Origin of the sequence: Pseudomonas aestiva (assembly GCF_039908605.1) — a bacterium.
GTDB lineage: Bacteria > Pseudomonadota > Gammaproteobacteria > Pseudomonadales > Pseudomonadaceae > Chryseomonas > Chryseomonas aestiva.
The window spans coordinates 3,138,763-3,157,342 of the sequence record NZ_CP150916.1 but is presented as its reverse complement, the minus strand read 5'-3'; the positions used below and the strand labels follow the sequence as shown (position 1 = coordinate 3,157,342).

Here is an 18,580-nt window from a genome sequence, read left to right as displayed (position 1 = left end):
CTTATAGCTTGGAACACCCGGACTGACAAGAATTCGCCGCGCCGCCAGTCGACGGCGCGGCGAAGACTCAGGCCGGCTCGACGCCGGATTTGCGCGGGGCCGCCTTGGGCAGCAGGCCGTCAGCGCGGAACATCTGCTTGATGCCGCGCACCGCCTGGCGGATGCGGTCCTGGTTCTCGATCAGGGCGAAGCGCACATGGTCGTCGCCATAGTCACCGAAACCCAACCCCGGCGAGACGCAGACCTTGGCCTCGGCCAGCAGCTTCTTGGCGAATTCCAGCGACCCCAGGTGGGCATAGGGCTCGGGAATCCTGGCCCAGACGTACATCGACGCCTTGGGATTCTCGACCATCCAGCCGGCTTCATGCAGGCCGCGCACCAGCACGTCGCGGCGCTGCTGGTACTGCTGGGCGATGTCGCGCACGCACTGCTGGTCGCCCTCCAGGGCGGCGATGGCGGCCACCTGCAGCGGGGTGAAGGTCCCATAGTCGTGATAGCTCTTGATCCGCGCCAGGGCGGCGACCAGCTCGGGATTGCCGACCATGAAGCCGATCCGCCAGCCGGCCATGTTGTAGCTCTTGGACAGGGTGAAGAATTCCACCGCGATGTCCTTGGCGCCGGGCACCTGCATGATGGAGGGCGCCTGCCAGCCGTCGAAGACGATGTCGGCATAGGCCAGGTCGTGCACCACCAGCACGTTGTAGCGCTTGGCCAGTTCCACCACGCGCTCGAAGAAATCCAGCTCCACGCACTGGGCGGTGGGGTTGGAGGGGAAGCCGAGGATCATCATCTTCGGCTTGGGAATGCTCTCGCGGATGGCCCGCTCCAGTTCGGCGAAGAAGTCCATGCCCTGCACCAGGGGCACCGAACGCACCTGGGCGCCGGCAATCACCGCGCCGTAGATGTGGATCGGATAGCTTGGGTTGGGCACCAGCACGGTGTCGCCGGCATCCAGGGTGGCCAGCATCAGATGCGCCAGGCCTTCCTTGGAGCCGATCGTGACGATGGCTTCGCTGTCGGCATCGATTTCCACCTGATAACGGTCGCGATACCAGTGGGAGATGGCGCGACGCAGACGCGGAATGCCCTTGGAGCTGGAATAGCCGTGGGTGTCTTCGCGCTGGGCGACCTGGCAGAGCTTCTCGACGATGTGCGGCGGGGTCGGACCGTCGGGATTGCCCATGGACAGGTCGAGGATGTCCTCCCCGCGACGGCGCGCGGCCATCTTGAGTTCGGCGGTGATGTTGAAGACATAGGGGGGCAGGCGATCGATGCGCGCAAAGCGGCGCACGGGACTGGAATCAGTCATGCGTTCCTCGAAGTACGTAAGCGCCCGGAACCGTCCGAGCGACGTGGGTCACAGGAGGTGACCTGCCGCGGACATTAGCCGCAGGTCGCTGCGCTTGTCGAGGAAAAAATCTGACTGGTCCGCGCGGCCTGTCTCAGCCGAGCAATTCGCTCATGGCGATGATCTGGTCGGCCACCTGGATCAGCTTCTGCTGCTTGCTCATGGCCTGGCGGCGCATCAGGGTATAGGCCTCGTCCTCGCTGCAACCGCGCATCTTCATCAGCAGGCCCTTGGCCTGGTCGACCTTCTTGCGCTCCAGCAACTGCTGCTCGCGGGCCTGGAGTTCGGCGCGCAGGGCCTGGTCGGTCTCGAAACGGGCGCGGGCCACATCGATGATGGCCTGCAGGCGGCTGGTCTGGATGCCCTCGACGATGTAGGCGCTGACCCCGGACTGGATGGCCCGGCGCATCACCGCCGGGTCGTGCTCGTCGGTGAACATGACGATGGGGCGTGGCCGGTCGCGGGTGACCAGGCAGACCTGTTCCATGACGTCGCGACCGGGTGATTGGGTGTCGAACAGGATGACGTCCGGCCGCAGGGCCTCGATGCGCGCGGGCAGGTCGATGGTCAGGCCGGATTCCTCGATGACCTCGAAACCGGCTTCGATCAGCGCGGCCTTGAGACGGCCGACCTGCTTGGGGGTGTCGTCGATGAGCAAGATGCGCAAGGTCGTTCTCCCTAGTGATCGCTGAGCGCGTGGATGGCGAAGCTGCGGGCGTAACCGGCCGGATCGCTGCCGTCCCAGATGCGACCGTCGAACAGGGTGCTGCGGCGCCGGGTCGGCGGCACCGCCAGACCGAGGTCGGTGGCAGCCTGCCGGTACAGTTCGGTGCATTGCACAGCCTCGGCGATGGCCAGGTAATCCGGCTCCTCGCGTAGCAAACCCCAGCGGCGGAACTGGGTAAGGAACCAGAGGCCGTCGGACAGGTATGGCGGATTGACCGTGCCCTGGCGATGGAAGGCCAGGGGATGCTCGTCCTCCCAGTGGCCATCGAGGCCGTCTTCGTAGTGACCGAGAAAGCGCTGGGCGAGCAACGCCGGATCGGTATCCACATAGTCGGCGCCGCTGATCAGCTGGGCGGTGCCCAGGCGATTCTCACGACTTTCCTCGATGAAGCGGCTGGCATCGAGCAGGGTGCGGATCAGCGCCCGGGCGGTGTTGGGATAGCGCTCGGCGAAGCTGCCGGTGCAGGCCAGCACCTTTTCCGGGTGGTCCGGCCAGATGGCCTGGGTGGTGGTCAGGGTGAAGCCCTGGCCGCGCGCCACGGCGGCAGCGCCCCAGGGTTCGCCGACGCAGAAGCCGTCGACTCGGCCGGCAGCCAGGTGCTCGGGCATCTGCGGCGGTGGCACCAGTGCGGTACGCACGTCCTTGAGGGGATGAATGCCCTGGGCGGCGAGCCAGTAGTAGAGCCAGAAGATATGGGTGCCGGTGGGAAAGGTGTGCGCCAGGGTCAGCGGCCTGGCATCCGGCTGGCGAATCCGCTCGACCAGGGAGGCCGTATCCCGGACGCCTTCCCGGGTCAGGCTGCGGGCCAGGTTGAGGCTCTGACCGTTCTGCGCCAGGCTCATGAGCACCGCCATCGGCGTGGCGGCGGCACCGCCCAGTCCGAGCTGGGCGCCATAGACCAGGCCATAGAGGCAATGCGCGGCATCGAGCTGGCCATTGAGCAGGTTGTCGCGCAGCGCCGACCAGGAGGGCTGGCGGTGCAGATTGAGTGTCAGGCCATGGGGTTCGCCAAAGCCCTGGGTCGCCGCCACGATCAGCGAGGCGGCATCGCTCAGGGGCAGGAAGCCCAGATTGAGCTCGGGCTTTTCCGGGGCATCCGAACCCGCGACCCAAAGATGCGCGGCGTGGGGGGAAGGCTGGGCAGGCATGGTGTCTCCGGCGGCTGACGGACGTCCAGGCACCGCTTTGTGCACCGCTGTGGACGTCTCGGCTTGGGCCTGCACCATTTTGGTGACAGGCACGGCACCATCACCGGGCGCTCTCACGGCCACGGCGCCTGCCGGACAGCGCCTCTGCGGCGGTCCGCGGCGCGGCGGGAGGAGGGGCGCCGGCTGAGGTCTGCCAGAGACGGGGCAAAACCCGCGCCAAGTCACGGGTTGCCAGGGGAGGATTACCTCTGCGGGATCAGTAGCAGGCGATCACGGCCATAGACGCGCTCCAGATTCTGCGGCTGCAACGGCAGGCTCTGGTATTGGCCGCGGGTCCAGCCCTTGCCCGGGGTGCCGGCCTGGCTCGCCTGCAGGGGCTCGGCCAGGCCGAAGTCCACCACCAGGCGCAGCGCCGGCGCCAGCCAGGCCTGATCATCGCCACCCCAGTGGCTGGCGGTCAGGTCCAGGGTCGAGCCGTCGCCACCACTGGCATTGCCATCCAGTCGGTGCAAGCGGCCCCACTGCCAGGCGGCGCGATCGCTGCCCAGCTTGGCCTCGCAGGTTTCGACGGCCCCGGCCAGCGCGCGGGCGAAGATCGCCGGCTTGTCTTCACGGGCAGGCGTGCCGACGTCATCCCAATAGGGGCTGTCGTCACGGGCCAGGAGATGATCGACGATGGCGTTGTAGCCGGTGTCGCTGAGGGTGGTGAAGGCCTGCCAGGCCGGGCTCTTGGTGCCCCCGAATTCATCGGCGAAGGTCTTTTCGGCCAGGGCCTGCAAGAAGGCCTCGTAGAGCGCCGCATCCGCGGAGCCGGCGGCCAGGCGACCGTCGAAGCCCTGCAGACGGCGCAGGGCTTCTTCCGCCTGCTGGCGCTGGGTGGCCGGCAGGGCGGCGATGGCCTGGCGCAGTGGCGCGGCGAAGCCGGGGGCGTCGAGCTGGGTCTTGAGCTTGGCGGCCAGGGTGGTGGTCTGGTCCTGCTGCAGGGCCATGGCGTCGCGGGTATCGAGGCGCGCCGAGCGCCCGGCCAGTTGTGCCAGGCGCTCCTGGCGCTCGGGGCCCGACCAGTTGCTGGACAGCTGCATGCCGTAGCCACGCGGCACCACGCGCTGGTTGGCGGCGCCCAGCCAGCCCTGGGCCGGGTCCTGATCGTAGGGGTGCAGCATGGGGTCGGCGTAGCCATCCCAGGCATAGCGCTCGTCCCAGCCGGGCGAGGGCAGCAGCCCCAGGCCGCTGCGGCGATTGGGATAACGGCCGGTCACCTGCCAGCCGACATGCTCGGCATCGGCGAATACCAGATTCCAGTCACTGGCGCGCAGCTCGCGAGCCAGTTCGAAGGCGCGCTCCACGTCCTTGGCGCGGGTGAGGTCGAAGAGGGCGTCCAGGCTCTTGTCGGCTTCCAGGCGACTGCTGCGCAGGGCCAGGCCGTAGCCGTTGGCGTCCGGCGCCAGGGCCAGATTCAGCAGCGGACCGCGCGGACTGGTGTAGAGGGTCTCGCGCCGCGGCTTTTCACCGCGGACGAAAAAGGTCTCCACCCGCTCGCCGGCCGGCTGCCACTGGCCGCCGCTCTGCACCTGCAGGCGACCGCCCTGGCGCTGCAGGCGTTCGAGGTAGAGGTCCTGACTGTCGCCCATCAGGGTCGCGGCGCCCCAGGCCAGCTTGCCGTTGTAGCCGTCGAGCAGCAGCGGCAGGCCGGGCAGGGTGGTGCCCACGGCCTCGAAGCGCGGCGCCCTCAGGGTCACCAGGGTGAAGGGCGACTGGCCGGCAAAGGCGCTGGCCTTGTCGACGCCGAGCAGGCTGCGACCGCTGCGGGTATGGCCCGGGGTGGCGGCCCAGGCGGTACCGGTGGGGCCGCCGAAGGGGGCGAGCGCCGCCAATTGCCGCTGGACCTGCAGCAGGGCGTCGAGTCCGGGCAGCTGGCCGCGCAGATTCAGGCCGCGCAACTTGGCGGTCTCTTCTTCCGGTAGAGGTTCGTCGGGGTAGGTGGGCAAGAGCCAGGCCAGGCGTTCGGGACCGACCTGGGCGGCCAGGGCCAGCGCCGCGGTTTCCTTGCGCAGGTCCACCGCCTGGGCGAAGTTGAGCAGTTCGAAGAGCAGGGCGCTGTCTTCGGCTTTCCAGTATTCGGCGCGGTAGTCGTGGCCATCCAGCGCGACCCGCTCGCCGGCGCGATAGAGATAGGCGTTGACACCCCGGGCATAGACCTCGAAGAAGGTCTTCATCCGCGGCGAGGCGTTGCCGTAGGCCACCTGGGCGGCCTTGCGCAGGTCCACGGCACGCATGAATCTGTCGCTGTCCAGGCGGCTTTCACCGTAGGCTTCGGCCAGCCGCCCCTGGGCCAGCAGGCGCAGCTCGACCATCTGCGCCAGGCGTTCGCTGGCGTGGACGTAGCCGAGGGCGAAGAGGGCATCGTGAAAGGTGGTGGTCTCGATCAGCGGCTGGCCGTCGGCATTGCGGCGCACCGAGGCGGTCTGCGCCAGACCGCGCAGCGGCAGGCTGCCCTTGAGTTGCGGCTGGCCGCGGGGCGACGGCTCCTCGGCGAAGTACTGGCAGCCGGCAAGGGCGGTCAGCAGGCCGAGAGTGGCGAGGCGCAGCGGCGCGCGCGAACGAAACGGGAGAGGCGAGACCATGAACAGCGGACACTCCGAGCGGATGGATGCGAACGGGTGGCTACGTTAGCAGGGTCCACCGGGGGAGCAAGCCTCGGGCGAGGGGTGGCGTCCGGGCGCTGCCGACAGGTCATCGGGAAAGGCGCCTGGCGCGGCACCAGACCGCTCAGCGCAGCGCCATCCAGATCAGCAGTGCGGCCTGGAACAGGCAGAACACCGCCAGGCAGCCGATGGCGAATCTCAAAGAGATGTCATCACGACGATAGAGGGCGATGCGGTCCTCCAGCTGGCGCAGACTGGCATCGCGCTCGTCGATCACCCGATCGCATTGCTCCAGCAGGGTGGCGCCGTCCAGCAGCGACAGCAGTTGCACCTTGTCGGTATTCCAGTCCTCGCGCAGCTGGCTGACCCGGGCCGCCCGGCAGAGCTGCTGGCGCTCGTCGTCTGCCGCCGTCTCGACGGTGAAGCCTTGGGCGCCGAGCACGTGGTCGCGGCGCTTGCGGCTGTCTTCGTCGAGGGCGTCGCGGCGCGCCAGGGGCAGGTCCTGCACCCGGTAGTGGTTCCAGCGCAAGCGCGCCCAGGCGGCCGCCCGGGCCAGCAGGAAGCGGCCCAGACCGCGCTCCTCGGGCTCGATCTGCAGGCCGCGTTCGGGGCCCAGGCGGATTTCGCCGAGGCGATGGTCGACCCAGACCTCCAGCACGTTCACCTCGCGGTGCAGCAGCTGGCCGGGAATCTGCACCGTCAGCCGCAGCAGGCTTTCGTCGTCGCCATGGCGCTCGACCAGGCCGAGTTGCACGAAGCGCAGGGGGCGCACGCCCACCCGCCGATCCGCCGGCTGCGGCATCAGCCGCAGCAGCTGAAAGCGCTCCGGCGGCAGGCGGGCCCAGGGATGGGGCTCATTGGGGACGGCTTCGACGGCCGGCGATGCTTGATCGGGGGTTTCCACGGGCGGACTCCAGCTGGCGCGCCTCCTGGGCGCCTGTGCCGGCTTATCGGCCAGGGTGCGGGGAACCTGAGCGCGCGACGAAGGCGGTCACGCGCTCGACCAGCGCGCGGGCCAGCGGCAGGTTGGGGTTGTCGTAGGTGGGCAGTTGCGCCTGAATGTCCGCCGGAGCGATGCGCAGCACGTGGTTCATGCCGGGAATGATCGCCAGTTCGGCATCCGGCTTGGCCCGCTGCAGGGCGCGGGCATCGTCCACCTCCACCTGCACGTCATGGGTACCCTGGACGATCAGCGCCGGGGCGTGGATGCCGGCAAAGGCCCTGGCCGGATTCTGGCGGAACAGCGAGATCAGATAGGGCTGGACGCTGGGACGGAACAGCACCAGCAATTCCTTCGGCACCTCGGGCACCGGCGTGCCGCGCAGCAACTGGTCGATGATCCACTGGGCGCTGGCCAGGCCGGCGGGCGACAGCTTGCCGGCCAGCTGCTCGCGCAGCACCACGTCGATGGGCCGGCCACTGCCGGCCAGGGTGACCACGCCGGCGACCGGCACCCGGTCGGCGGCCAGGCTGGCGATCAGGGCGCCTTCGCTGTGACCGAGCAGGACCACCTTGGAAAAGCGCGGATCGGCGCGCAGCAGCCGGATCCAGCCGACCAGGTCGTCGACATAGCGCTCCACGCTGAGACGACTCTCGTCCGGCTCGGCGCCGCGACTCTCGGCCACCCCGCGCTTGTCGAAGCGCACGCTGGCGATCCGCTGCCGGCCCAGGGCCTCGGCCAGACGCTGCAGGGCGGCATTGCGGGCGCCGGGGGCGTTGCCATTGCGGTCGATGGGGCCCGAGCCGGAAACGAAGAGCACCACCGGTTGCGGACGCTCGCTGCGGGGCAGGATCAGACTGCCCTTGAGCACGCCGCTGCCGGTGTCGAGCTGGAGGGGGCGGTAGAGCACGGGATCGGCCGCCGTGGCGAGGGCGGGCAGGGCGAGGCACAGCAGCAGGGAGAACAGCAGACGCATGGCAGGAAGGGCACCGGAGAGCTGGGGTGTGGGGGCCTATCCCGCACACAATCCGTGTAAAAGACCACGGCGCGTGTAAAATCGCCCATTCCCAATTTGAATCCATACCTTTCACCCGTAGCGCGGAGCCCTCGCATGTCCGGCAATACCCTCGGCACGCTGTTTACCGTCACCACCGCCGGCGAAAGCCATGGCCCGGCGCTGGTCGCCATCGTCGACGGTTGCCCACCCGGACTGCCCCTGGACATCGCCGACCTGCAGCGTGACCTGGATCGGCGCAAGCCCGGCACCAGCCGCCACACCACCCAGCGCCAGGAAGCGGACGAGGTGGAGATCCTGTCCGGGGTCTTCGAGGGCGTCACCACCGGTACCCCCATCGGCCTGCTGATCCGCAACACCGACCAGAAGTCCAAGGACTACTCGGCGATCAAGGACCTGTTCCGCCCGGCCCATGCCGACTACGCCTACCACCACAAGTATGGCCTGCGCGACTACCGCGGCGGCGGTCGCAGCTCGGCGCGGGAAACCGCCATGCGCGTCGCGGCCGGCGCCATCGCCAAGAAGTACCTGGCCACCCAGGGCATCCGGGTGCGTGGCTACATGAGTCAACTGGGCCCCATCGAGATCCCCTTCAAGACCTGGGACAGCGTGGAAGAAAACGCCTTCTTCAGCCCCGATCCGGACCGGGTACCGGAGTTGGAGGCCTACATGGATCAGCTGCGCCGCGATCAGGACTCGGTGGGCGCGCGCATCACCGTGGTCGCCGACGGCGTGCCGCCGGGTCTGGGCGAGCCGATCTTCGACCGCCTCGACGCCGAACTGGCCTATGCGCTGATGAGCATCAACGCGGTGAAGGGCGTCGAGATCGGCGCCGGCTTCGCCAGCGTCGCCCAGCGCGGCACCGAGCACCGTGACGAGCTGACCCCGGAGGGCTTCCTGTCCAACAATGCCGGAGGCGTGCTGGGCGGTATCTCCTCCGGTCAGCCCCTCGTCGCCCACCTGGCGCTGAAGGCCACGTCCAGCATCACCACTCCGGGGCGCTCCATCGACGTCCATGGCAATCCGGTGGATATCATCACCAAGGGTCGCCACGATCCCTGCGTGGGCATCCGCGCCACGCCCATTGCCGAGGCGATGATGGCCCTGGTGCTGATGGATCACCTGTTGCGTCACCGTGCGCAGAACGCCGAGGTGAAAGTGCACACGCCCACCCTGCCGCAACTCTGATCCGCGGACGGACGATGCCGGTTCCCTATTGGCGGCTGTCGGGCTTCTACTTCGCCTACTTCGCGCTGCTGGGGGCCACGGCGCCCTACCTGGGGCTGTACTTCCACCACCTGGGCTTTTCCGGCACCGCCATCGGCCAGCTGGTGGCCATCCCCATGCTGATGCGGGTACTGGCGCCCAACCTCTGGGGCTGGCTGGCCGATCGCACCGGCCGCCGGCTGAGCATCGTCCGCCTCGGCGCCGCCTGCACCCTGCTGTGCTTTTCCGGTATCTACCTCGGCCAGGGCTTCGCCTGGCTGGCGCTGATCATGGCCGGCCATGCCTTCTTCTGGCACGCGGTGCTGCCCCAGTTCGAAGCCATCACCCTGGCCCATTTGCGCGACCAGCCACAGCGCTATGCGCGCATCCGCCTCTGGGGCTCGATCGGCTTCATTGCCGCGGTGGCGGGGCTCGGCTGGGCCTTCGAATACGTCAGCCTGGATCTCTATCCGGCCTATCTGCTGCTGGTGATGGCGATCATTCTGCTGGCCTCGCTGGCGGTGCCAGGGGTCAAGGTCGATCCAGGCCAGCGGCCCGAGGCGCCGGCCGAGCCCTTCCTGACGACCCTGCGCCAGCCGCGGGTGCTGGCCTTCTTCGCTGCCGCGGCGCTGATGCAGCTGTCCCACGGCCCTTACTACACGGTCTTCACCCTGCATCTGGAAGAACTCGGTTATGGCCGCGGCGTCATCGGTCAGCTCTGGTCGCTGGGCGTGGTCGCCGAGGTGCTGATCTTCCTGGTGATGCCGCAACTGCTGGCGCGGATCGCTCTGACTACCCTGCTGGTCGGCGCCTTTCTGATCGCCGCCGGGCGCTGGCTGCTGCTGGGCGCCCTGGCCGACCAGTTGCCAGTGCTGTTGTTCGCCCAGCTCCTGCATGCGGCCACCTTCGCCTGCTTCCACGCCGCCGCCATCCAGTTCGTCCAGTCCCATTTCGACCGGCGCCGCCAGGGCCAGGCCCAATCGCTCTACGCGGCACTTTCCGGGGCTGGCGGTGCGCTGGGCGCGCTGTATGCTGGCTATGCCTGGCAGGTATCCGGCGCCCTTGCCGCCTTTGCCGGCGCCTCCCTGGCGGCGTTGGCAGGCGCCTTCCTCATCCTCTTGTCCGTTAGGTCCAGTACGAAAAGTGCCTGCGCTCGGTGATGCTTCGTTGAAAAACACTTCGGAATGCTCATTTACCTCTCGTAAACTCCGCTTCCTCAGCGTTTTTCGCCTCGCCTGACCATCGCTCGGCGACTTTTCGTACAGAACCTAGGAGAACCCTCCATGATCCAGCAGCGTGAGCAACTGGCCCGGGAAATCATCGACGCCGGTCGCTTCCTCTATGGCCGCGGCTGGTCGCCGGCCACTAGCAGCAACTATTCGGTACGGCTGTCCGACAGTCGCCTGCTGCTGACCGTCTCCGGCAAGCACAAGGGTCAGCTGGAGCTGGACGACGTGCTCGCCACCGATCTCGACGGCACGCCGCTGGAGGACAAGAAGCCTTCGGCCGAGACCGCGCTGCACACCCAGCTCTATCGCTGGCAGCCGGAGATCGGTGCCGTACTGCACACCCATTCGGTGAATTCGACGGTGCTCTCGCGCCAGCTCGAAGGCGATCGCCTGCTGCTGGACGGCTACGAGCTGCAGAAGGCCCTGCATGGCGTCACCACCCACGACGTGCGAGTGGAGATCCCGGTGTTCGACAACGACCAGGACATCCCGCGTCTGGCCGACCAGGTGCAGACCTGGCTGGACGTGCATCCCGACTGCGTGGGGTACCTGATCCGCGGACACGGCCTCTATACTTGGGGGCCGCGCATGGCCGATGCCCTGCGCCACGTGGAAGCCTTCGAATTCCTCTTCGAATGCGAACTCAAGACCCGGAGCCTGCGTCCATGAGCCGACTGACCGTCTACCACGATGCCGAACCGCGCCAGCCGCTGAAGGTGATCAGCGATGGCGACCACATCGCCGCCACCCTGGCCGAGGTCGGGGTGCGTTTCGAGCGCTGGCAGGCCACCGCCCCGGTGGCGCCGGGCGCCAGCCAGGAGGAGGTGATCGCCGCCTACCGGCCGGAGATCGATCGTCTCATCCAGGAGCGCGGCTACCAGACCGTCGACGTCATCAGCATGCATCCCGAGCATCCGCAGAAGGAGGCGCTGCGCGCCAAGTTCCTCGAAGAGCATCGCCATAACGAGGACGAGGTGCGCTTCTTCGTCGCCGGTCAGGGCCTCTTCACCCTGCACATCGACGACCAGGTCTATGCCGTGCTCTGCGAGAAGGACGACCTCATCTCGGTGCCGGCCGGTACGCCGCACTGGTTCGACATGAGCGAGTCGCCGTCCTTCGTCGCCATCCGCCTGTTCGACAATCCCGATGGCTGGGTCGCCCACTTCACCGGCGTCGACATCGCCCGGCGCTTCCCGCGCCTGGAGGTAGAGGCGTGACGATCAAGGCCATCCTCACCGATATCGAAGGTACCACCAGCGCCGTCAGCTTCGTCTTCGACGTGCTCTTTCCCTATGCCCGTGAGCACCTGCCGGCCCTTGTGCGCGCCCATGCCGGAGAGCCGGCGGTGGCCGAGCAACTCGATGCCGTGCGCGCCGAAGCCGGCGAGCTGGACGCCGACGTGGAGCGGGTGATCGCCATCCTGCTGGAATGGATCGCCACCGACCGCAAGGCCACACCGCTCAAGGCGCTGCAGGGTCAGGTATGGGAGCAGGGCTATCGCGCCGGCACCCTCAAGGGCCACGTCTATCCCGACGCCGTCCAGGCCCTGCGCCAGTGGCACGCGGCGGGGCTGCCGCTGTACGTCTATTCCTCCGGATCGATCCAGGCGCAGAAGCTGATCTTCGGCTGCTCCGAGCACGGCGATCTCACGCCTTTGTTTTCCGGGTATTTCGATACCCTGACCGGCGGCAAGCGCGACGCCGCGTCCTATGCGCGCATCGCCTCGGCCACCACCCACGCGCCGGCGGAACTGCTGTTCCTCTCCGATGTGGTGGAAGAGCTGGATGCCGCGCGCCAGGCCGGTCTGCCGACCTGCGGGCTGGTACGTGCCGGTGGCCAGCTGGGCGATCATCCGTGCGTGGCGTCCTTTGCCGACATCGATCTCGCCGGACTCACCTGAAGCCCACGGCCGGCCTCGCTGCCAAGCGAGCCGGCCGAACTCGACGCCCTCATCGCCAGTCCCAATTGACGAGACCTGTGTCCTCGCAACGGGAGTCGCGACATGATCAATTCCACCATCGGCGGTGTACTGGGCTTCATCGTCTTCCTGCTCGACATCTGGGCCATCGTCAACGTCATCCGCAGTGACAGCACCAGCAACGCCAAGATCGGCTGGACGGTGCTCATCATCGTGCTGCCGGTGATCGGCCTGATCGCCTGGGCTGCCGCCGGACCCCGCGGCAATCGCTCGGCCACGGCACCCACGCACAAGGGCTAGCCAGCACAACGCTGGAGCCTGTCACATCCAGCTCTTACAATGCCCGGCTTTTGGCCGGGCATTGTCTGTCTCGGCCAGCCACCTGCGGAGATCGACATGAGCGACTACCTGGAAACCCTCTACGACGGCTACGGTCAGCGATTCACCGTCGAGCGCATGCTGCACGAGGTGCGCACCGAGCATCAGCACCTGGTGATCTTCCAGAACGCCGTGCTGGGCAAGGTCATGGCCCTGGATGGCGTCATCCAGACCACCGAGGCCGACGAATTCATCTATCACGAGATGCTCACCCACGTCCCCCTGCTGGCCCATCCGGCGCCCAGGCGGGTGCTCATCATCGGCGGTGGCGACGGTGGCATCCTGCGCGAAGTGGCCAAGCACCGGGGTGTCGAGCACATCACCATGGTCGAGATCGATGGCTCGGTGGTGGCGATGTGCAAGGAGCACTTCCCCGGTCACTCGGCAGGCGCCTTCGACGACCCGCGGCTGAAGGTGGTGATCGACGACGGCATGAATTTCGTCGCCAATACCACCGAACGCTACGACGTCATCATCTCCGACTCCACCGATCCCATCGGACCGGCCGAGGTTCTCTTTTCGGAGAACTTCTATCAGGCCTGCCATCGTTGTCTGAACGACGGCGGCGTGATGGTGGCCCAGAACGGTACTCCGTTCCTGCAACTGGACGAGGTCAAGACCACTGCCAGCCGCATGTCCGGGCTGTTCGCCGATTGGCACTTTTATCTGTCGGCGGTGCCTACTTACATAGGGGGCGTCATGACCCTGGCCTGGGGTAGCAAGGACTCGACCTTGCGTCGGCAGAATGCCGAAACCCTGGCGCAGCGCTACAGTGATACAGGCATCCAGACCCGTTATTACACTCCGGAGCTGCATGCCGCAGCCTTTGCTCTACCTCGATACGTGCTGGAGACCATCGGCAAGGCGTAAGCCCTGGCGGTCGCTGCACCGTTCGAGTTCTCAGCCGCGACTCGCCAGGCGTCGGTAGCGACGTCCAGCGAGACGATCATCCGAACCAGAGGAGGGAAGTCCTATGTCCTTGTCGTTTGCCGATGATGTGAGCTTGAACCTGCTGCAGCGGATGAAGGAGGGCGGCTTCGATTTCGCTCGCTTCCATCCCATCGATTTCTTCGCCATATTCGCCGATGAAGGCAAGGCCCGCATCGCTGCGGACCAGTTTCACGGCGAATCCCTCAACGCCCAGGTGCTCCCCCATGAAGAGGGCGGCTGGCATCTGCAGGTCAGCAAGGTGATGTTCGCCACCCACGCCACCATCGATGATTTCGAAAGCGATCTCGAGGCGGTGGTGGCGCCTCTTGGCGGTCAGCTCGATGGCTGGGGCGTCACCCAGGAAGTCAGCCGCAGCTCCGCCTGATCCTGCACGTCCCGAGGCGGCATCCCAGACGGGGTGCCTGTCTCATCTCCGGTTACCGCTCGGCCCCTCAATCATCGCACTTTCCGCGCAGCGCACCGTCTTAGGGTCATGACGGAGACGTTGCGGTGCATGCGCACGCTTACGTGCCTGGGTTTGGTGCATCGTGCGACTCGCAGCCGCGCAAGGGCTTGATCTTGAAGGCTCTGGCGCTGGCACGCGGCTTGCGAAGCTGCACCGTGGGTGACAAGGAGATCGGCATGAGCCGCCAACTGTATAACGAGATGTATGACGTCCAGGCGCAATGCCGACCGCATTATGGTCGCTATGCCCAGTGGCTGAGCGAGACACCCCCGGAACTCCTGGCCCAGCGGCGGCGTGAAGCCGATCTGCTGTTCCATCGCGCCGGGATCACCTTCACCCTCTATGGCGACGAACAGGGCACGGAACGCCTGATTCCCTTCGACGCCCTGCCGCGCGCCATTCCCGCCAGCGAATGGCAGATCATCGAACGCGGTTGCATCCAGCGTGTTCAGGCGCTGAATCTCTTTCTGCACGACCTCTATCATGACCAGCGCATCATCAAGGCCGGGGTCATTCCCGCCGAGCAGGTGCTGGCCAACGACCAGTATCAGCTGGCCATGCAGGGGCTGGACCTGCCCAATGGCATCTACGCCCATATCGCCGGGGTCGATCTGGTACGAGATGGCGATGGCGCCTACTACGTGCTGGAAGACAACCTGCGCACCCCCAGCGGTGTCTCCTACATGCTCGAAAACCGCAAGATGATGATGCGGCTGTTTCCCGAGCTGTTCACCCTGGAGCGCATCGCGCCCATCGACCACTATCCGAACATCCTGCTCGATACCCTGCGCAGCTCCACCCCGGTCAACAACCCCACGGTGGTGGTCCTTACCCCGGGTCGTTTCAACAGCGCCTATTTCGAACACGCCTTCCTCGCGCGCGAGATGGGCGTGGAGCTGGTGGAGGGTGCCGATCTGCTGGTGCGCGACGAGCAGGTGTTCATGCGTACCACCTCTGGCTTCCGCAAGGTCGATGTCATCTATCGGCGTCTCGACGACGCCTTCCTCGACCCGCTGGCCTTCAATCCCGATTCCATGCTCGGCGTGCCCGGTCTGCTCGCCGCCTATCGCGCCGGCAATGTCATCCTGGCCAATGCCATAGGTACCGGGGTGGCCGACGACAAGTCGATCTATCCCTATGTGCCGGAGATGATCCGCTTCTATCTCAGCGAAGAACCCATCCTCTATAACGTGCCCACCTGGCAGTGCCGCAAGCCGGAAGAACTGTCCCATGTGCTGGCCAACCTGCCCGAGCTGGTGGTCAAGGAAGTCCATGGTTCCGGCGGCTACGGCATGCTGGTCGGCCCCACCGCCAGCAGCCTGGAGATCGAAGCCTTCCGCGCGCGGCTCAAGGCCAACCCCAGTGCCTACATCGCCCAGCCGACTCTGTCGCTGTCCACCTGCCCGACCTTTGTCGAGAACGGCATCGCACCGCGCCACATCGACCTGCGGCCCTTCGTGCTGTCCGGGCGCAAGACGCGTCTGGTGCCCGGTGGCCTGACCCGGGTCGCCCTGCGCGAAGGCTCGCTGGTGGTGAATTCCTCCCAGGGCGGCGGCACCAAGGACACCTGGGTGGTCCAGGACTAGATCGCCACAGAACAGCGGCCGCTCCGGCGGCCCCGCAAGGACCTTTGAAAGGCGACCCCACCATGTTGAGTCGTACCGCTGCCGATCTGTACTGGATGTCCCGCAACCTGGAGCGCGCCGAGAATCTCGCGCGGATGCTGGACGTCAGCTATTCGCTGTCGATGATGCCGCAGAGCGGGCAGGGCGGAGGCCTGGATGAACTGGCCATGCCACTGCTCATCACCGGCACCCTGGATGACTACCGGGAAAAGCACGGGGCCCTGCACCCCGAGCGCCTGCTGCACTTCTTCGCCCTGGACGAGCGCAACCCCGGCAGCATCTATTGCTGTCTGCAGGCTGCGCGCAGCAATGCCCACGCGGTGCGTGGGCGCATCACCGCCGACATGTGGGAGAACGTCAACTCCACCTGGCTGGAGATGCGCGAGATCGCCGTTACCGGCCTGATCCGCTTCGGCATCAGCCGTTTCTGCGAGTGGGTGAAGGAGCGTTCCCACCTTTTCCGTGGCGCCACCGTCGGCACCATCATGCGAAACGACGCCTATCGCTTCATCCGCCTGGGTACCTTCGTCGAACGCGCCGACAACACCCTGCGCATGCTCGACGCTCGCTACCAGGTGCTCGGCGAAGAGGAAGCGGAAGCCATCAGCGATGCCTCCGCCCGCGGCTTCTATCAGTGGAGCGCCCTGCTGCGCGCCCTGAGCGCCTTCGAGGCCTATACCGAGCTCTATCGCGATGCCCTCAACGTGCGCAACGGCGCCGAGCTGCTGCTGTTGCAGGAAGACCTGCCGCGCTCGCTGCTGGCCTGCGTGATCGAGCTGCACCGGGTGCTGGTCAGTCTGCCCGGCGAGAACGGTCGCGAGGCCAAGCGCCTGGCGGCAGGTCTGGAGGCAAGACTGCGCTACACCAGCATCGACGAGGTGCTCGAAGAAGGCCTGCATGCCTGGATCGGCGATTTCATCGTCCACGTCCGCCAACTCGGCAGTGGCATCAACACCGCTTACCTGGAGATCGTATGAGACTCGCGATCCATCACGAAACCCTGTATCGCTACGCCGACCTGGTCCGCGCCAGCATCCAGTACCTGCGTCTCACGCCACAGGACGACGCGCGACAGAAGATTCTCAGCTGGGAGCTGGCACTGCCGCGCCCGGCGCTCGCGCAGCGCGATCCCTTCGGCAACATTCTCCATGTGCTGACCCTGGACACCCCGCACGACGCCATCACCATCACCGCCAGCGGCCAGGTGGAGATCGACGAGACCTTCGAGGCGGAACCCTGCCAGGCCTCGGCCTTTCCCTTTCTGCGTCAGACCCGGCTGACCGAGGCCGACGAGGCGCTTACCGCCTTCGCCCGCGAGGTCTGCGACGGTCGCCGGGATCGCGCCACCCTGATCCAGCTGATGGAGCATTTGCACGAGCGCATGACCTATGTGCCCGGCTCCACCGAGGTGGACGGCAATGCCGCCCAGGCCTTCGCCAAGGGGGCCGGGGTCTGTCAGGACCATGCCCATGCCTTCCTGGCCTGCGCCCGCAGCCTGGGCATCCCGGCACGCTATGTGTCTGGCTATCTGTGCACCGACGACAGCGCGCACCTTTCCAGCCATGCCTGGGCGGAAGCCTGGCACGACGGCGCCTGGTACAGCTACGACGTCACCAATCGTCTGATCCGACCGGAGCGGCACCTGCGCCTGGCCATCGGCCTGGACTACCTGGATGCCTGTCCGGTGCGCGGCATGCGCCGCGGTGGCGGGGTGGAGCACATGGAGGCCAAGGTGCTGGTCGAGCCCTTGCAGCAGGCGCAGCAACAGCAATAATCAGCGCTGCCCACAGCAGACGAGAAGGCGGCCACGGGCCGTCTTTTCTTTTGGGGGCGCGTCTGTTGCGTCGACCGTTCCATCACCCGAGGTTCGCATGACCTATTGCGTCGCCATGAAACTGCAAGATGGCCTGGTATTTGTCGCCGACTCCCGCACCAATGCCGGAGTCGACAACATCGCTACCTTCCGCAAGCTGCATCTGTTCCGGATCCCCGGCGAGCGCCTGATCGCCATCCAGTCAGCGGGCAACCTGGCCACCTCCCAGGCGGTCGTGAGTCTGCTCCGGCAACGGCTGGACAGCGAGCGGGACAACCCCCACGGGGTGCCCACCCTGTACGACGCCGCCCGGCTGCTGGGGCAGACCCTACGGGAAGTCCTGCAACGCGACGCCGAGGATGCACCCCAGGGGCACGGCCTGGATCTGAGCTGTTCCTTTCTGCTGGGTGGGCAGATCCGCGGCGCGGCGCCGGAGCTGTTCAATCTCTATCCTCATGGCAACTTCATCAGTGCCACCGAGGACACGCCTTACTTCCAGATCGGCGAGAGCAAATACGGCAAGCCCATCCTGGATCGGGCGCTGACCTTCGCGACGCCACTGGAGGAGGCCCTGCGCTGCGCACTGCTGTCCTACGACGCCACCATTCGCAGCAATCTGTCGGTCGGGCTACCGCTGGATCTGGTGGTCTATCCGCGTGATCGACTGGCGCAGGTGAGTAGTCATCGGATCGACGAACACGATCCCTACTTCCAGGCCTTGCGCAAGGGCTGGGGGGAGGGGTTGCGTGATCTGCTGGCAGACTTGCCGGCAGCCCCTGCGGACTATTGGCGCTAGGGATCAGCCAACGAACCGCGAGAGGTTGGGGATGACCAGCACTACGGTGGTGACGATGAGCACGAAACTCGCCTGACGCCACTTGGGGACGGGATTCTTGAACATGACTCGGGGCCTTTATTGTTAGCTGTTTAGAGCCTTTACGTCTTCAGCGGGAAGCGCTTGCGCAACAGCGGCATGCAATTACTGATACCCGCAGGCTTGAGCACTATCCAGTAGCTATAGAACATAAATTTCAGTTTTGTGTCGGTAACCGGCCAGGCGGTTATCAGAAATGTCGTACCAGGCGATTTTTCCTTTGCTTTCAGCCGATTAGAAAAATGCTTGCGACGCTACCGTTGGTCGGAGGTATCAGTGACTCAGGGCCAGGGGAAAGCGACCAACCGGTCATCCCGT

At 66.5% G+C, this 18,580-nt stretch carries 18 protein-coding genes; 12 read left to right on the top strand and 6 right to left on the bottom strand.

Annotation, left to right across the window (positions count from 1 at the left end; genetic code table 11):
- Positions 1–67: 67 nt before the first annotated feature.
- The 6 genes from alaC to AABM56_RS14645 all read right to left on the bottom strand — a co-directional run bounded on the left by alaC (position 68) and on the right by AABM56_RS14645 (position 7,784).
- Positions 68–1,309, bottom strand: coding sequence for an alanine transaminase (alaC, locus tag AABM56_RS14670; RefSeq protein WP_347883434.1), 1,242 nt, complete (start codon positions 1,307–1,309; stop codon positions 68–70).
- A 133-nt stretch (positions 1,310–1,442) separates the two neighbouring features.
- Entirely contained in the window at positions 1,443–2,015 is a 573-nt protein-coding gene (locus AABM56_RS14665; RefSeq protein ID WP_027599890.1) for an ANTAR domain-containing response regulator, read from the bottom strand.
- A gap of 11 nt (positions 2,016–2,026) precedes the next feature.
- Positions 2,027–3,223, bottom strand: coding sequence for a CmpA/NrtA family ABC transporter substrate-binding protein (locus AABM56_RS14660; RefSeq protein ID WP_347883433.1), 1,197 nt, complete (start codon positions 3,221–3,223; stop codon positions 2,027–2,029).
- Between the two features lie 242 nt (positions 3,224–3,465).
- Positions 3,466–5,847, bottom strand: coding sequence for a penicillin acylase family protein (locus AABM56_RS14655; protein WP_133861153.1), 2,382 nt, complete (start codon positions 5,845–5,847; stop codon positions 3,466–3,468).
- Between the two features lie 145 nt (positions 5,848–5,992).
- Positions 5,993–6,772, bottom strand: coding sequence for a hypothetical protein (locus AABM56_RS14650; protein ID WP_133861152.1), 780 nt, complete (start codon positions 6,770–6,772; stop codon positions 5,993–5,995).
- A gap of 43 nt (positions 6,773–6,815) precedes the next feature.
- Positions 6,816–7,784, bottom strand: coding sequence for an alpha/beta hydrolase (locus tag AABM56_RS14645; protein ID WP_133861151.1), 969 nt, complete (start codon positions 7,782–7,784; stop codon positions 6,816–6,818).
- 135 nt (positions 7,785–7,919) lie between these two features.
- On the opposite strand from AABM56_RS14645, the gene aroC reads away from it, so the two are divergent.
- The 12 genes from aroC (at position 7,920) to AABM56_RS14585 (ending at position 18,184) form a co-directional block, all read left to right on the top strand.
- Positions 7,920–9,011, top strand: a complete 1,092-nt coding sequence (aroC, locus tag AABM56_RS14640; RefSeq protein WP_187979723.1) for a chorismate synthase — start codon at positions 7,920–7,922, stop codon at positions 9,009–9,011.
- A 14-nt stretch (positions 9,012–9,025) separates the two neighbouring features.
- On the top strand, positions 9,026–10,189 hold the full coding sequence (locus AABM56_RS14635) for an MFS transporter (protein ID WP_133861149.1): 1,164 nt from the start codon (positions 9,026–9,028) through the stop codon (positions 10,187–10,189).
- 123 nt (positions 10,190–10,312) lie between these two features.
- Complete coding sequence (locus AABM56_RS14630; protein ID WP_133861148.1) at positions 10,313–10,927, top strand: methylthioribulose 1-phosphate dehydratase; 615 nt, start codon at positions 10,313–10,315, stop codon at positions 10,925–10,927.
- Positions 10,924–11,475: an acireductone dioxygenase gene (locus AABM56_RS14625; protein WP_133861147.1), complete on the top strand. Its 552-nt coding sequence runs from the start codon at positions 10,924–10,926 to the stop codon at positions 11,473–11,475. Before AABM56_RS14630 ends, AABM56_RS14625 begins: the two co-directional genes overlap by 4 nt.
- Entirely contained in the window at positions 11,472–12,158 is a 687-nt protein-coding gene (mtnC, locus tag AABM56_RS14620) for an acireductone synthase (RefSeq protein WP_133861146.1), read from the top strand. The genes AABM56_RS14625 and mtnC overlap by 4 nt, the downstream gene beginning before the upstream one ends.
- A gap of 102 nt (positions 12,159–12,260) precedes the next feature.
- Positions 12,261–12,476, top strand: a complete 216-nt coding sequence (locus AABM56_RS14615; protein WP_007159012.1) for a PLD nuclease N-terminal domain-containing protein — start codon at positions 12,261–12,263, stop codon at positions 12,474–12,476.
- 96 nt (positions 12,477–12,572) lie between these two features.
- The gene (gene speE / locus AABM56_RS14610; RefSeq protein WP_347883432.1) at positions 12,573–13,424 is read left to right on the top strand and encodes a polyamine aminopropyltransferase; all 852 of its coding nucleotides are present in this window, start codon (positions 12,573–12,575) and stop codon (positions 13,422–13,424) included.
- A 103-nt stretch (positions 13,425–13,527) separates the two neighbouring features.
- The gene (locus AABM56_RS14605) at positions 13,528–13,869 is read left to right on the top strand and encodes a ribonuclease E inhibitor RraB (RefSeq protein WP_133861144.1); all 342 of its coding nucleotides are present in this window, start codon (positions 13,528–13,530) and stop codon (positions 13,867–13,869) included.
- A 257-nt stretch (positions 13,870–14,126) separates the two neighbouring features.
- Positions 14,127–15,536: a circularly permuted type 2 ATP-grasp protein gene (locus tag AABM56_RS14600; protein WP_133861143.1), complete on the top strand. Its 1,410-nt coding sequence runs from the start codon at positions 14,127–14,129 to the stop codon at positions 15,534–15,536.
- A 62-nt stretch (positions 15,537–15,598) separates the two neighbouring features.
- Complete coding sequence (locus AABM56_RS14595) at positions 15,599–16,552, top strand: alpha-E domain-containing protein (RefSeq protein WP_158891247.1); 954 nt, start codon at positions 15,599–15,601, stop codon at positions 16,550–16,552.
- Positions 16,549–17,349, top strand: a complete 801-nt coding sequence (locus AABM56_RS14590) for a transglutaminase family protein (RefSeq protein ID WP_133861141.1) — start codon at positions 16,549–16,551, stop codon at positions 17,347–17,349. Before AABM56_RS14595 ends, AABM56_RS14590 begins: the two co-directional genes overlap by 4 nt.
- 97 nt (positions 17,350–17,446) lie before the next feature.
- Positions 17,447–18,184 (top strand): proteasome-type protease, encoded by a 738-nt coding sequence (locus AABM56_RS14585; protein WP_347883431.1) that lies wholly within the window; start codon positions 17,447–17,449, stop codon positions 18,182–18,184.
- Positions 18,185–18,580: the final 396 nt, after the last annotated feature.